Source organism: Flavimaribacter sediminis, assembly GCF_019492055.1.
In the GTDB taxonomy this organism is placed as follows: Bacteria; Pseudomonadota; Alphaproteobacteria; order Rhizobiales; family Rhizobiaceae; genus Flavimaribacter; species Flavimaribacter sediminis.
Window position 1 is genome coordinate 47,289 of sequence record NZ_JAICBX010000001.1, and the last position, 14,471, is coordinate 61,759.

Consider the following 14,471-nt stretch of genomic DNA (forward strand, 5'->3'; position numbering starts at 1 on the left):
TCAAACCAGCAAAGGGAACACCATGATGAAGAAACTACTCTATACAACCGCAATCACCGCAGTGTTCGGTCTGACCGGCTTCGCGCAGGCGGCCGATTTCAAGATGAGCCATGTGCGTCCACAGGGCGCGACGATCGATGTGGAGCTCAATGCGTTTTCCGACACGGTGAAGGAAGCGACAGGCGGGGACGTCAACATCAAGATATTCCCCGCCTCGGCGCTCGGCGACTACACCGCCGTTCAGGAGCGCGTTTCCGTCGGCGCCGTGGAAATGGCGACACAGCCGGCGGCCACAGCTGCCGACAGGAAGATGCAGATCGCGTCGTTCCCCTACCTCGCCCCGAACTGGGAGGCGGCTCGCAAGATCTACGGCCCGGAAGGCGTCCTGCACGACACCATGGCGGACCTCTTCGCCAAGCAGGGCATCACCATGCTGGCGGCCTATCCGGTCTATTTCGGAGGCATTTCACTGAACACCGATCCCGTTCACCCCGGCGATCCTTCGCCGAACGGCATCAAGGTGCGGGTACCCGGAATCAAGAGCTTCCAGTTGACCGGCGAAGCGCTTGGCTACATTCCTTCGCCCATCCCGTTTTCGGAAGCTTTCACCGCCATCCAGACAGGCGTGGTCGATGGCGTCATCGGATCGGGCGCCGAAGGCTACTACGCCTCGTTTCGTGACGTTACGAAGACCTACATTCCGGCCAATACGCATTTCGAAGTATGGTTCATGATCGTAAACACGGAAGCCTTTGAAAGCCTCGACGCCGAAGACCAGGAGGCCTTGAAGGCGGCTGCGATCGATTTCGAAACCCAGCGCTGGACAGTCGCCGAAGAAGATCAGGCCAAGTGGGAACAGCGGCTCGCTGACGAGTTGGGCGCAAACGTGGTCGAACTGAGCGACGATGAACTCGCCGCCATGGCCGGCAAGGTGCGTGAGGTCGTCTGGCCGGAGGTTCTGGAAGATGTTGGCCAGGAATGGGGTCAGTCCATTCTGGATCAGGCTCAAAACTAGACCAAATCGGGCCGGGTGGCGATCGCCGCCCGGCCAGGATCTTGTTTTCAGGGTGTTGAATGGAATCTGACTTCGCCATCATCGGAGGAGGCGTCGTGGGCCTGGCTGTCGCCTGGGGCCTGCTCAAGCGCGGCCACAAAGTAACTGTCATCGACGGGGATGACGGCAGCTTTCGTGCGAGCCGCGGCAATTTCGGGCTGGTGTGGGTCCAGTCAAAAGGGATTGGCCGTCCCGAATATGCGCGCTGGTCGCAGCGATCAGTGGCGGAATGGCGCCCCTTTTCGGATGAGCTTGAAGGAAACACCGGTCATCGCATCGCTCTCGCACAAGAGGGTGGTTACGATTTCCATTTTTCCGAGGAGACACTCGCTGACACCGTCAGGAAGTACGAAGTTCTGAAGGCTCAACTGGGCGGAAACTATCCGTACGAGATTCTTGGTCACAACGAATTGCGCAAGGAGGAGCCTGAAATCGGGCCCAAGGTCGTTGGCGCCATCCTTCATCACCAGGACGGACACGCAAATCCGTTGAAACTGCTCCTGTCCCTGGCTGACGATGTCAGGCGCCTGGGTGGTAAAATCTGGAATGGCAAAACCGTTCAATCGGTCAAACACGACGGGCATTTCCGCTTGAAATGCTCGGATGGACGCATCGTCGAGGCCGGAAAGGTTGTTCTGTCGGCGGGTCTCGGCGCAGCGACCCTTGGTCCGAAGATGGGTTTCATGGCCCCCGTCCGTCCGCAGAGAGGGCAGGTGCTCATTACGGAGAAACTTCCAAAGTTCATAAACCGACCTTCGTTGATCGCACGCCAGGTCAATGAGGGCGGCGTCCAGATCGGCGCGACCAACGAAGAGGTTGGCTATGACGATAACGTCACCCTGCGCGGACTGGCGGGCCTCGCTCGAACCGCTGTCGAGACCTATCCTCTGCTTGCGCGCGCCAAGCTTGTGCGGAGCTGGGGCGCGCTTCGGGTTCTCTCCGCTGACGGCTTCCCCATTTATCAGGAAAGCAAAAAGATGCCGGGCGCCTATCTGGTGACCTGTCACAGCGGAATCACGCTTGCCGCGGCGCATGCGCGCATTCTCCCCGACTGGCTGGAAGGAAAAGCGAAACCGACGGATCTGGAGGTGTTTGGTGAAGACCGCTTCGTCAGTGCGTAGATTACAGACGCCCGAACAGCTTGTTTCCATTCAATTCGCTGGAGCGGAAGTCAAGGTCCGCGAAGGCGGAAATCTGGCCGCGGAGTTGCTCGCGGCCGGCGTCTCGCCGTTTCGCGAAACGCCCGTTTCGGGCGCGCCCCGCAACCCGTACTGCATGATGGGCGCGTGCTTCGACTGTCTGGTCGAGATTGACGGCGTAGCGCGGCAGGCCTGCATGACGGAGGTTGTGGCGGGGATGACGATTTCTCGTCACTCCGCCGTTCGGGAGTCGGACAATGCTTGAGGCCGATCTCGTTGTGATCGGTGCGGGCCCCGCAGGCATGTCCGCCTCCCGCACAGCGGCGGAAGCGGGGCTGACGGTTGTCTTGCTGGACGAACAATTGCGGGCGGGCGGTCAGATCTATCGAGAGGTCGAAAACGCGGCGCCTGTGCGCGGCGACATACTTGGAGCCGACTTTGTGGACGGGCTGTCCCTGGTCCGCGCCCTCGAGCACCCGAACATCACCCATGTCAAGGGCGCGGTCGTGTGGCAGATCGAAGACCGCACAACGGTCGCCTATTCGATCAACGGCGTCGCCTCGTTCGTCATCGGCAAGCGTTTGCTTATAGCAACGGGCGCGCTTGAGCGGCCAATGCCTGTCGCCGGGTGGACGCTGCCCGGCGTCATGACGGTCGGCGCCGCTCAAATTCTCATCAAGCAATCGGGAATGGTGCTCGATAAAGCCGTTCTTGCCGGGTGCGGGCCGCTGCTTTATCTGACGGCGGCCCAAATGTGCCGCGCTGGCGCGCGCCCGCTAGCGCTGGTCGAGACCCAGTCCATGGCGGATTTGTTTTTCTCCCTACGCCATGGACTGGGGGCCATTCGCGGCTGGCGCGATCTGGCGAAGGGACTGGGACTCCTTGCCGAACTGCGCCGCGCCGGGGTGAAACGCTACACAGGCGCGACGGCGATCGCCATTGACGGCGAAACGTCCGTGGAGGCGTTGCGATTTCGGACAAACGGACAGGAGCATCGTCTGGAATGTGCGACGGTGTTGCTGCACCATGGCGTGGTTCCAAACACACAGGCTGCTCTTTCGATTGGCGCGGCGCATGAATGGCGCGAACAGCAGCGGGCTTTTGCGCCGATTACGGACGAGTGGGGAGGAACACCGATTGACGAAGTGTTCATCGCCGGAGATGGCGCCGGCGTCGGCGGCGCAGTTGTGGCGGCGCTTGCGGGTGAAATCTCGGCCTGTCAGGTCGCCTGCGGGCTCGGCGCAATAACAGACGAACAGCGAGACAAGGCGGCCGGTCCGCTTCGCCGCAGGCTAAGGCGGGAATTGGCCATCCGACCATTCCTGGACAGGGCCTATCCTCCCTATGCGGAAGCCGTGTCGCCCGCTGACGATACGATCGTGTGCCGCTGCGAAGAGGTCACAGCCGGCGCAATACGCCGGTTTGCGCGGCTTGGCTGCATTGGCCCGAACCAGGCCAAGGCTTTCGGTCGGCTGGGCATGGGGCCATGCCAGGGGCGGTGCTGTGGCTTGACCGTGACAGAACTGCTCGCCTCGGAGAATGCTCGCTCGCCGGATCAGACGGGATACTATCGCATTCGGCCGCCAATCAAGCCGGTTACGCTTCAGGAAATGGCCAGCGTGGCGGAAGAAGGCGAACAGGAAATCACCAGAGAAACCTAGATGTGATTGCACGTGTCGAAATCGCGTCACCCCCGCACGGCCTGCAGGATCGGGCCGTCGAGAAACCGCATCAGTTCGCCGAAATATCCGGCCGAGCGCGCCGGACGATCGGGATCGGAGGTGAGGGCGACGGCCAGCTTGCGAGAGGGGTTGGCGGCGATGATCTGGCCCCCGTAGCCGCGCGCGACGATGAATCCTGTCTCTGTCAGAAACCATCCATAGCCGTAATCCATCCCCGACCAGGGCGAACGGGTGCGCGCCTGCGTCGAGGCGTCGACCCAGCTTTTGGGAATAATCTGCTCGCCCTCGAAGCCTCCGCCGTCGCGCATCAGGATCGCGATTTTCAGCATTGCCTGCGGCGAAAGCGCCATTTCGTTGCCGCCGAGATAAAATCCCTTGGGGTCCCGGGTCCATGGAGGGATTTCAATATCGAGAGGCGCGCCGAGACGCGCGCGGGCCAGTGTCAGCAGATCCTCGCCGGTGGCGACCGTCAGCGCTGCGCCCAGAACATGCGTCGAGCCGGTCGAATAGATCATGCGGCCGCCGGGTCGCCCGTCCATCGGTCGCCGCAGGGCGTAACCGATCCAGTCGTCCGAACTGATCCAGGCGCCGTATTCGGGACCGGACGTGGCCGCCAGGCCCGCCCTCATGGTCACCAGGTCTTCAAGCGTGATGTCTTCCACGCCCGGCGTGGCGTCGGAAGGGATGATGGTTGGAGCGACTGCGGCCAGGCGCGCATCGACGCCTGGCGTCTCTCCACGATCGATTGCGGTTCCGAGCAACAGCGAAACGATGCTTTTCGAACAGGACTTGATATTCGCTGGTCGGTCGAGCGGCGGACCACTTAAAGCTTCGGAGAACAACACCTCCTCGCCGTGCTGCACGATCAGCGAGCGCAGTCGATCAAAGGAACGCGCGGCCTCCTCGATACTCTGCTCCTGTGTCCACGCGGGAGGCGCGCGCAGAACCAGAAACGGCGCCGCGAGCCCGGCGGCGGCGATCATTGAAAAATTGCGCCTGTTCATCCCCATCATTCGTTTTGCCTGTTGGGCTGCAAATCCGCCATCCACTGCCATGTCTCGCGAAATCTCGCACCGCGCCGGTGATCGGCTTTACCTTGATTGAAAAATCAAAAATCCCGATACTGGATTCCGTTTCGTGATCCCGGCGACTTCGTTTTCGATGTCAGGCCGGCTCCATTGCTCTCATCAGGCCTGCCGCCATTTCGAAGGATTTGAGCCGAGCTGCGTGATCGTGAATCTGTCCCGTGAAGATGATTTCGTCCGGCCGGTATCGATCGATCACGGAGCGGATCCGGTCGCGCACGGTCGCAGCCGAGCCGACGGCCGAGAAGGAGAGCGCCTGACTGGCGGATTCCAGTATGGCCCGGTCGTAACGTTCATGCACGTCTTTCGCCGGTCTTGGCAGTTTGCCCGGTCGGCCGCTCCGCAGATTGGCGAAGGCCTGCAACATGGTGGAATGAAGGAATTGTCCTTCCTCGTCCGTGTCGGCGGCGAAGACGTTCATCGCCAGCATGAAATAGGGCTTCTCGAGTTGTTCGGAGGGTTTGAAGGTGTCCCTGTAGATTTCCAGCGCGACATCCAGCGCCGCCGGGGCGAAATGCGATGCAAAGGAATAGGGCAGACCCAGATGAGCGGCCAGTTGCGCGCCATAGGTGCTTGATCCAAGTATCCAGACGGGAACCCGCGTTCCTGCCCCCGGGATCGCTCGCACCGAAAAGTTCTGCGCTTCATCCGAGAAGTAAGCCATCAGTTCGACCACGTCCTGCGGGAAGTTGTCTCCGCCGTCGAGGTTGCGCCGCAGGGCTCGCGCCGTAGGCATGTCGGTGCCTGGCGCGCGGCCAAGGCCAAGGTCGATCCGTCCCGGAAAGAGCGTCGCCAGCGTGCCGAATTGCTCGGCAATGACGAGCGGCGCATGATTGGGCAGCATCACGCCGCCGGAACCGACGCGCATCGATGTCGTGGCGCCGGCGATCTGGCCGATCAGCACGGACGTCGCAGCGCTGGCGATGCCCGGCATGTTGTGGTGCTCGGCAAGCCAATAGCGGTTGTACCCCAGTTGCTCGGCGTGGCGCGAGAGATCAATGCTGTTGCGCAACGCGTCTTCGACGCTCGAGCCTTCGGGCACGGGGGCAAGGTCGAGAATGGAATAGGGGATCATGAAACTACTCTGACAGGATGAAAATTGGAGAGAACTGGCTTTGTTTTCTATGTAGTGCCCCGCGATGCATAAGCCAACGGGCAGGGTCAGTCGCCCCGGTTCAGAAATTCCAGTTGCGCGTCGACGATCGTTTTCCACGCCGGATCGGACGGCAAATAGATGTGGTTGTCACTCTCGACCTGAAGGAATTCGGCGTCCTCGATCGCCGCCGCAATCAGGCGTCCCTGCGAAACCGGATGAACCGAATCATTGCTGGCGTGGATGACGAGCGTTGGCGCGCGCACCTTCTCCAGATCGTTCGAAACGTCGATATGGTCAATCTCGACGCGGATACGCGCTGCGTTTTCCGGAGAGGCGGAGGCGAGCTGGATTTCGACCAGATTGTCCAGCTCGGCGCGTGAGGCGCCCGGGCAGAACAGGGTGGTGAAGGCGGTCATGAAAGCGCTCTTCGGATTGCCCCAACCGCTGCGGATCATGGTCAGAAGCGCATCGGTTTCAGCCTCGCCGAAATCGGGATCGCGGTGCGCCCGTCCTTGCGCGAAACCGCCATAGAGCACCATTCGGCTGATGCGGTCGGGATGCGTCGCTGCAGCCCTGATCGCCGCCGGCGCGCCTTGCGAGGATGCGACGATCGGAAACCGCTCCAGCCCTGCGGCGTCCGCAACGGCGAGCAGATCCGACGCATAGGACTCAACAGAGATATCGCCGAGCCTGTCGTCAGAAAGTCCGGTTCCGCGCTGATCATAGCGGATGAGCGTATGGCGGGCGCCGAGCGCCTCGATATAGGGCCGCCATACCGGGCTGCGCCAGTCTTTCTCCAGATGCGTCAGGAAATGGCCGGCCCGCAGGAGAGGCGGTCCGGAGCCGGATGCCGCGTAGGCGATGCGCGTTCCATCAGATGATCGGGTGAAGCGCACCGTTTGCGGCGCTTTCGAGGACGGAACTGGTCGTTCTTCGGCGTCGGTTGTCACGGGGACGATCATTTCCAGGCCGCGACGGGTCACGGTGCGGATAACCTTCTGTTCTTTCCCGGTATCGCCGACAGCCTTTCGGGCAGCGTTGACGCGCGCGCTTATCGTCGCTTCGGAGACAATGCGTCCGTTCCAGATCTCCGCGATGATTTGATCCTTGGTCACCAGGCGCCCGGCGTTGCGCGCAAGCAGCAGCAGGAGATCGAAGACCTGGGGTTCGACCGCGACCGGCTGTCCGTTGCGTGCGAGGCTGTAGCTTTCGGCGTCGAGCACACAATCGGCAAAACTATATTTCATAAGATCTTCAAGTCCTGTGGCCGGTTGCGCGAAGATATCAAGATAATCTCAAGATAATCTCAAGACTATCTCAATATGGTCTTCAAGCGAAGCGACGGCGTGTCGGGCAATCTTGTCTTCACTGGACAAGGAGAGATTGCCATGACCGACACGAACAGCTTACGGACCCGCAAGGACGGATCGATCGATTATGATTATTACATCGCCAGAAGCCGCGCCATTCGCAGCACACAGGCCCATCAGGCGGCGGGCGCCGTTGCGCGCCGCATTCCGGATCCGCTCCTGCCCTTTCGGTATTTGATCAACAAGTGGCGGGCGCCGGGCGGTTCTCGAAACGCCTCACGTTATTTGGATGCCAGCAGGTAGACGGTGACTGCGCCGTCCTCCGTGATCTGCGCGGCCACGACTTTGTCGATGTCGACGGCATGGGAATCGAGCGCATTGTAAAACACGGCGCTGCCTTTCATGGCGTGACGCATGTCCGCGACAGCGCTTTCATTGTCGGCAATCGCCGTTTCGATCTGTTTATAGCCGTCGATGGTCTCGGGTTCGCCGAGGAACTGGATGTCGAAACTCTCGACATTGACGAGCAGCAGGATTTTTTCAGCCGCGTCCCCGGCCTGGCCGATGGCGGCGATCACCGTATCGACGGACCGGATATCGGCAGGGCTCTTTTCCTTGACCTCGGAACCGACGATCGTCTCCGTCTTGTCTTCGCTCATGGTTTGGGCGGTGGTCTGAACGGCGGGCATCGCCGTCAACAGGAACGCCGTGAGCATGGTGGTGTGAAGGAGCCACTGGCTGGCGTTGTGTGAAATCTTGTCGATCATCATGTTTCGCGCGGACACCTGTCTCGAGTTTCTGTCCTGCGACCGATATCCGGTTTTCGTGACGGTATCGGGGCAGAGCTACAGGAGATGAAACGATCGTTGCGGTCTCTCGTTCCGGCTCTTTGCAAAATTGCAGAAAGGCCTTGAGGCAATGGGCTGAGACAGACCCGTCAGTGTCCGCCGCCGGCAGTGGCGTTTTCCGGTTTCCTCATCAGGATCGCAGCCAGCGCAAGGCCCACGAAAAGCGCCGTCATGAACCAGAACACGTCGATGAAGGACATCACCCAGGCCTGTTGCTGCACGATAGCGGTAAGCTGGCTGACCGCGGCGTCATCTCCAGGCAGACCCTGTGTGGAAAAGGTCCGGGACAGGCTTTCAAGCGTGTCCAGCGCGCTGCGATTGGCCCAGTTCACGCTTTCCGCCAGCCGGGCATAATGCATGTCATCGCGGTTGTTGAGGATCGTGTTGATGACCGCGAGACCGACTGCGCCGCCAAGATTGCGGGTGAGATTGAAAAGACCCGATGCGTTCTTCATCCGCTCGGGCGGCAGGGTGCCCAGTGCAAGGTTGTTGATGGGCACCATGCACAGCATCAGGGACACCCCGCGCAGGATCTGCGGCAGAAGTATTTCGTCAAAATCCCAGTCCGCGGTCATTCCCGTCATGATCCAGGTGCCTGACCCGAAACCGACAAAGCCGATCAGGAGCATGAGCCGCAGATCCATTCGGGCCGACAGCGCTCCGGCGACCGGCGCGGTCAGGAACATGCAAAGCCCGGACACGAACATCGCCTCGCCGATCATCAGTGAATCGTAACCGCGCACGGTGCTGAGATAGAGAGGGTAGAGATAGGTCAGTCCGTAAAGACCGACGCCCATCACGAAGGAAAAGACGGAACCGAAGGCGAAGTTGACATCGGAAAAGGCTCTGAGATCGACGACGGGAAGTTTCGCCGCGAAAGCGCGGTAGAAGAACAGGATCGCGCCGATTGTCATGAGAGCGGCGAAGCCGGCGATGCTCGCATCCGACAGCCAGTCATTGGCCGGACCTTCCTCCAGCACATATTCGAGGCTGCCGAGAAACGCCGCCATGCCCAGAAGGCCCCACCAGTCGAACGACTTGATGAGATTGCGTTCCGGCTTGTCGAAATCGATCAGCGTCCAGGCCGCCAGCGTCACTGCTATTCCGGGAACGATGTTGATCAGGAACAGCCAATGCCAGGAGAGCGCATGGGAAATGTAGCCGCCGACGGTTGGACCGATGGTTGGGGCGAGGGTAGCGACCAGCCCGATCATCGGCGATACGATGGGCCGTTTCGACCTCGGAAAGACGGTAAAGGCCGCCGCGAAGACGGAAGGAATCATGCCGCCGCCGATGAAGCCCTGGATGGCCCGGTAGATGATCATCTGATCGATGGTCGTTGCGGTTGAGGCAAGGGCGCTGGCGAGGGTGAAACCGGCTGCCGAAATGCTGAACAGCACGCGTGTGGACAAAATTCGCGCCAGGATACCGGACAGTGGAATCATGATGACCTCGGCTATGAGATAGGAGGTCTGCACCCAGGCGATCTCGTCCTGTCCGGCGCCGAGGCCCGCCTGGATCTCGGACAGCGAGGCCGAAACGATCTGGATGTCGAGAATGGCCATGAACATGCCGAAGACCATCGCCAGAAAGGCGATGACGCGGCGCATCGGCACCGCGTCCCCGGACGGTTCGGCGAGGTCCGGAGTAAAGGTCGCGTCGGACATGGTCGCAGGCTCTAGTGGGCGGCCGCGGTGCGGGTCATGTCATCGGGCGCGGTGCGGCTGTCGATGTCGACAACGACGCTGAGGCCCGCGCGCAGGCGGCCGCTTTCAAGCGCATCGGCCGGCAAGGCGATCCGCACGGGCACACGCTGGACGATCTTGGTAAAATTGCCCGTGGCGTTGTTGGCCGGCAGGAGCGAAAATACCGAGCCCGAGGCCGGCGAGATCGAAACCACGGTTCCCACAACCGGTTCGCTTTCAAAGGCGTCGACATGAATGTCGACCTTCTCCCCGGGTACTATGCCCTCAAGCTGGGTTTCCTTGAAATTGGCGTCAATATAGAGCGCATCGACGGGCACAAGCGCGGCGAGGCGCTGGCCGGCGGAAACGAAATCGCCTTCGTGCGTGGCGAGATTGCCGACAACGCCGTCATAGGGCGCGCGAAGGACGGTAAAGGAAAGATCGCGGTCCGCCTTGTCGGCGGCGAGTCTCAGGGTAGTCAATGTGCTCTCGGCTTCGGCCTTTTGGGCGTTCAGCACCGCGATATCCGCATTCGCCGCCAGGATGCCGGCTTTTGCTCCGGCAAGATTGGCGTGCGCCTGCTCGTAGGTAGCCTTTGCGGAATCAAGCATCGCTTCCGATACGTGCCCGGAATGCTGCAGCTTGGACGCCCGCTCAAGCGCCGTCCTTGCGTTCTCGGTCGTCGCCTCGAGCGCTTCCTGCTGGGCTTCGGCTTGCGCAAGCGCTGCGCGACCGCCTTCGATCTGGGCGGCGATCCGCTTGATGGTAAGCTGCTGGGTGGCAATCTGCGCTTTGGCCTGCTCGGCTGCAATCCGGTAATCGCCGTCATCGAGCGTGATCAGCGGATCGCCCGCCTTCACGTGCTGGTTCTCGACCGCGTTCACCGCGGCGATGTAGCCGGTGATCTTGGGAGATATCGTGGTGATGTCGCCTTCGATATAGGCGTCGTCGGTAGAAATCATGAACCGTCCGACGGTCCACCAGTCATAGCCAAACCAGCCGCCGCCGCCGAGAGCGACCAACAGGATTGTCATGAGGATCATGCGACGGACGGGCGACCCGCCGTCGGTATTTGTCGCCTTTTCCGCCGTCGTCGTATCGTTGGCCGGATCCGGCTTGCGCGCCGTTTCTTCGCCGGCCGCCGGCGTAGCGGGAAAGTTCTTCAGTTCGGCAGTAGGGCGGACCGCTGAGGCTGTCTCGTCATTCGCTTCTTCAGTGTCAACACGGTCGGACGCGGGCATCACTGCATTCCTGAAACTTTAAATCGAACCGAACGGTTCGGTTCGAATTGACCTAGGACGTTTTGTGCGCCATATCAAGAGCAAATCGAACCGGGTGGTTCGAAAAAGATTCGTGGAGGCGAGATGTCGGCGGTGTCCATCAGGGACGAAAGCCTGAAGGCGGCTATGGACGCAGCCGACAGGCAGCCTGGCAGGCGGGTGGCGGGACAGGATCCGGCCAAGCGCCAGCAGATCATTGACGGCGCAAAGCGCGTCTTCATGCAGGTGGGATATGACGCCGCCAGCATAAACGACATCACGCGCGAGGCAGGCGTGTCGAAAGGTACGATTTATGTCTACTTCGAGAACAAGGAAGACCTGTTCGGCGCGCTGATCGAACGCGAGCGGTCGGCGACCTTTGCTTCACTGGCGGAGGTGCTGAAGGAAGGTGGAAGCATACGCGACACCCTGTTGCACTACGGAGTTGTCCTGGCGACACGTTTGACGATGCCGCAGGCCGTGCGCGCGCAGCGCATTGTGATCGGCGTGACGGAGCGAATGCCAGCGCTCGGCAAGCGCTTTTTCGACACTGGCCCGGATTCCGGCAAGACGATGCTCAGGACCTATCTCGAAAGGCAGATGGAGTCCGGCCTGCTCGACATACCGGATTTGTCGCTCGCGGCTCAACAGTTCTTCGATCTCAGCACGGCCGGCCTGTTTCGCGCCTGCATCTTCGGAATGCGGGAGACGCCGCCGCCATCGGAAGAGATCGAAACAACGGTGACGAGCGCGGTCGATATGTTCCTGGCGCGCTATGGAACAGACCTCCTCCAGGCGTCCTGATCGTTGATCTGACGGTGCGCGTTTGCGACGTCCTGTCGACAACGGCGGAAAGCGACTGGCGTCCAGGTTTTCCTCATACCACGAGATCGGCATGTCCGGGCGCTGTGATAACGTGCTTCTTTACCGGGGCCGATTCGCCGCGACAGGAGGACATGAGGGATGGCTGGCAAGTTTTACGAGGAATTCGAGATCGGCATGGTGATTGAACACGAGGTTCGGCGCACCGTCACCGATATGGACAACACGCTGTTCTCGACCCTGACGATGAACCCGGCGGCCATCCACATCGACCACGAATATGCGAAGACCACCGAATTTGGAAAGCCGCTCGTCAACAGCATCTTCACGCTTGGTCTGGTCGTCGGCCTGTCGGTTGGCGAGACGACGCTCGGCACGACCGTCGGCAATCTGGGCTGGGAAGACGTCAGATTTCCGAAGCCGGTCTTTGCCGGCGACACGATCCGCGCGACCACGGAAGTGCTGGCCAAACGCGAAAGCAAGTCGCGACCGACGCAAGGCATTGTCACGTTTCTGCAGCGCGGAATCAATCAGCGTGACGAGATCGTGTGCGAATGCCGGCGCCTCGCGCTGATGCTGAAGAGACCGGCGTAACAGGATCCGGTTGTTCGGGTGAATCTGCAAAGCCTCAGTCGCGCGCGAGTGAATCAAGCATCGAGCGCAGCTGATCCATGTCGCCGGCGAGGTCTTCTATCATTTGCGACTGTACGACGTTCCATGTCCGTGCAGCGTCCCGTAACAATGTTTCGCCTTCGTCGGTCAGAGAAACCTGCCGACGCCGCCGGTCGCGGGCGCTTGAGTGATCCATGATGAGCCCGTTCCGGCCAAGCGGTTTCAGGCTGCGTGACATTGCCGATTGATCCATGTCGAAGAAATCCGCCAATTCCTGCACCGACGTGACGGATCGCCCTTTTATTGCCGCCATGATGCCGAGCTGACCGATCGTCAGGCCATGATGCGCGAGCGCCTCATCGTAGCGCCGACTAACCCGACGCACCGCCTGCCGGAGCGTAAGGCCTACGCAGTCACCTCCAACAAGGGCGTCGAGCGCCTCGGTCTTGTCGTCATTCTTCATGGAACTTTCTCTGGACAGCGTCAATATGAATGCATATGCATGCAATTAGTAGGCATATGCATTTAATATCCGGGAGCATCGGGTTTTGGCAAAGAAATTTTTTTTGCAGGGCGTTGCCGTCGAATGCGGGGTCTCCCGGGTCCGCGCAACTGATGAAACTCGGCAAATGTGACCGCAGCCAGATAGGGGATTGAAGCATGTTTCGGATTCTTGTTCTTTCGCTTGCTCCATTTGCGTTTGCGACCGGTGCTTACGCTTTTGCCGGATTGCTGGAGCCGATGGCGTCAGACCTTGGTGTTTCTGTCGCCGTCGTCGCCCAGTTGCAGACAGCTTTCATGATCGCGTGCGGCGTGGGCGGCCTCGTCCTGGCCATTGCGACTGCAAGCGTCGAGAAGCGGACCTTGCTTCTTCTCGTCCTTGTCATCCTGGCCGCCGCCAATGCGCTTTCAGCGATGACATCGTCCTTTTGGCAACTCTCGGTCATTCGGACATTCGCAGGGTTTGTAGGCGCCCTTACAGTGCCGGTCGCTTCAATGCTTGCGGTGATGCTGATCCTACCCGAAAGGCGCTCCGTTGCGCTGGCCGCAATTCTGGGCGGAAACTCGCTTGCGTTTCTTTTCGGCATACCGCTCGGCTCGGTCATCGGATCGGTATACGGCTGGGCTGCGTCCTTCTGGTTCTCCGCGTGCCTTTGCCTTCTCGTGGCGACGCTGACCTACCTGTTCATTCCGAAGAGTGCAGCGCCGCCGCTTTTGTCAGCAAAAGCCTACAGAGTGATCCTTCAATGGCCGATTCCCTGGCTTCTTGGCGTCACCCTGTTGGCGTTCACCGCAACCTTCGCTACCGTTGGCCTGATTGGGCCGGTCGTAACTGCCGCAACAGGTCTGTCCGGCGGATCGATCGGCTTGATGCAGCTTTTGATCGGCGTCGGCTCTGTCGTCGGTCTTTCTGCGGGCGCGCGCCTTGCCGACAAATCCAACCGCCCGCTGCCATGGCTTCTGGCTGGTATACTCGCAACACAGTGCCTCTACATACTCTCACTATCTGGCGGATACATGGCGGCGAATTCAGTAGCTCTCATCGCGACAGCGCTTCTCGCTGGCTCCGCATGTCTTTTTGCCTGCGCCCCGATAATCCAGACGCGGCTGGCCTCGGTCGCCGGACCCGCAGCCACCATAGCTTTTGCCTTCAACGGATCGATGATCTTCATGGAGCAGGGGCTGGGGACAGCCGCGGGCGGCATTGCAACGGCTCGGTTCGGCTTGTGGAGCGTCGGTCTGGCCGGAGCCTTGATTGCCGCCATGGGCCTGGCGCTGTCGCTGCGCGACCTCACCCCGAAAACGACTGCGGAGCCGGCAACGCCAGACGGGGCGGCGCAGAACCGCACAGCCCGGGCATCGCGGATGAGGTGATCGT

General features: G+C 60.7%; 15 protein-coding genes. 8 read left to right on the plus strand and 7 right to left on the minus strand.

The genetic code is table 11. From position 1 onward, the window contains the following. The first annotated feature begins 22 nt into the window (after positions 1-22). The 4 genes from dctP to K1W69_RS00260 are packed head-to-tail and all read left to right on the plus strand — an operon-like array spanning position 23 to position 3,854. Positions 23-1,015 (plus strand): TRAP transporter substrate-binding protein DctP, encoded by a 993-nt coding sequence (gene dctP, locus K1W69_RS00245; protein ID WP_220226329.1) that lies wholly within the window; start codon positions 23-25, stop codon positions 1,013-1,015. Between the two features lie 59 nt (positions 1,016-1,074). Next, positions 1,075-2,175, plus strand: a complete 1,101-nt coding sequence (locus K1W69_RS00250; RefSeq protein WP_220226330.1) for an NAD(P)/FAD-dependent oxidoreductase — start codon at positions 1,075-1,077, stop codon at positions 2,173-2,175. Continuing rightward, entirely contained in the window at positions 2,168-2,458 is a 291-nt protein-coding gene (locus K1W69_RS00255; RefSeq protein WP_370688154.1) for a (2Fe-2S)-binding protein, read from the plus strand. Before K1W69_RS00250 ends, K1W69_RS00255 begins: the two co-directional genes overlap by 8 nt. After that, positions 2,451-3,854: an NAD(P)/FAD-dependent oxidoreductase gene (locus K1W69_RS00260; protein WP_220226332.1), complete on the plus strand. Its 1,404-nt coding sequence runs from the start codon at positions 2,451-2,453 to the stop codon at positions 3,852-3,854. The genes K1W69_RS00255 and K1W69_RS00260 overlap by 8 nt, the downstream gene beginning before the upstream one ends. 26 nt (positions 3,855-3,880) lie before the next feature. On the opposite strand, the gene K1W69_RS00265 is transcribed toward K1W69_RS00260, so the two are convergent. The 3 genes from K1W69_RS00265 to K1W69_RS00275 form a co-directional block, all read right to left on the minus strand. Then, positions 3,881-4,879 carry a serine hydrolase domain-containing protein gene (locus tag K1W69_RS00265; RefSeq protein WP_220226333.1) on the minus strand — a complete coding sequence of 333 codons (999 nt, stop codon included), beginning with the start codon at positions 4,877-4,879 and terminating at the stop codon, positions 3,881-3,883. Positions 4,880-5,039: 160 nt separating this feature from the next. Continuing rightward, the gene (locus tag K1W69_RS00270; protein ID WP_220226334.1) at positions 5,040-6,035 is read right to left on the minus strand and encodes an LLM class flavin-dependent oxidoreductase; all 996 of its coding nucleotides are present in this window, start codon (positions 6,033-6,035) and stop codon (positions 5,040-5,042) included. 86 nt (positions 6,036-6,121) lie between these two features. Then, the gene (locus tag K1W69_RS00275; RefSeq protein ID WP_220226335.1) at positions 6,122-7,303 is read right to left on the minus strand and encodes an alpha/beta hydrolase; all 1,182 of its coding nucleotides are present in this window, start codon (positions 7,301-7,303) and stop codon (positions 6,122-6,124) included. A gap of 141 nt (positions 7,304-7,444) precedes the next feature. Between K1W69_RS00275 and K1W69_RS00280 the strand changes: the two genes are divergently transcribed. After that, the gene (locus tag K1W69_RS00280) at positions 7,445-7,669 is read left to right on the plus strand and encodes a hypothetical protein (protein ID WP_220226336.1); all 225 of its coding nucleotides are present in this window, start codon (positions 7,445-7,447) and stop codon (positions 7,667-7,669) included. On the opposite strand, the gene K1W69_RS00285 is transcribed toward K1W69_RS00280, so the two are convergent. The 3 genes from K1W69_RS00285 to K1W69_RS00295 form a co-directional block, all read right to left on the minus strand. Continuing rightward, positions 7,648-8,136 (minus strand): hypothetical protein, encoded by a 489-nt coding sequence (locus K1W69_RS00285; protein ID WP_220226337.1) that lies wholly within the window; start codon positions 8,134-8,136, stop codon positions 7,648-7,650. The two genes, K1W69_RS00280 and K1W69_RS00285, sit on opposite strands and share 22 nt — an antisense overlap. 167 nt (positions 8,137-8,303) lie before the next feature. Continuing rightward, positions 8,304-9,824 carry a DHA2 family efflux MFS transporter permease subunit gene (locus tag K1W69_RS00290; protein ID WP_370688207.1) on the minus strand — a complete coding sequence of 507 codons (1,521 nt, stop codon included), beginning with the start codon at positions 9,822-9,824 and terminating at the stop codon, positions 8,304-8,306. Between the two features lie 68 nt (positions 9,825-9,892). After that, positions 9,893-11,140 (minus strand): HlyD family secretion protein, encoded by a 1,248-nt coding sequence (locus K1W69_RS00295; RefSeq protein WP_220226339.1) that lies wholly within the window; start codon positions 11,138-11,140, stop codon positions 9,893-9,895. 123 nt (positions 11,141-11,263) lie between these two features. Here K1W69_RS00295 and K1W69_RS00300 point away from each other — a divergent pair, with 123 nt between their 5' ends. Continuing rightward, entirely contained in the window at positions 11,264-11,962 is a 699-nt protein-coding gene (locus K1W69_RS00300; RefSeq protein ID WP_220226340.1) for a TetR/AcrR family transcriptional regulator, read from the plus strand. A 159-nt stretch (positions 11,963-12,121) separates the two neighbouring features. Next, positions 12,122-12,574 carry a MaoC family dehydratase gene (locus tag K1W69_RS00305; RefSeq protein WP_220226341.1) on the plus strand — a complete coding sequence of 151 codons (453 nt, stop codon included), beginning with the start codon at positions 12,122-12,124 and terminating at the stop codon, positions 12,572-12,574. A gap of 34 nt (positions 12,575-12,608) precedes the next feature. On the opposite strand, the gene K1W69_RS00310 is transcribed toward K1W69_RS00305, so the two are convergent. Then, positions 12,609-13,055 (minus strand): MarR family winged helix-turn-helix transcriptional regulator, encoded by a 447-nt coding sequence (locus tag K1W69_RS00310; protein WP_220226342.1) that lies wholly within the window; start codon positions 13,053-13,055, stop codon positions 12,609-12,611. Positions 13,056-13,252: 197 nt separating this feature from the next. Here K1W69_RS00310 and K1W69_RS00315 point away from each other — a divergent pair, with 197 nt between their 5' ends. Then, a complete protein-coding gene (locus tag K1W69_RS00315) occupies positions 13,253-14,467 on the plus strand; it encodes an MFS transporter (RefSeq protein ID WP_220226343.1) in 1,215 nt (404 codons plus the stop codon). The last annotated feature ends 4 nt before the right edge of the window (positions 14,468-14,471 follow it).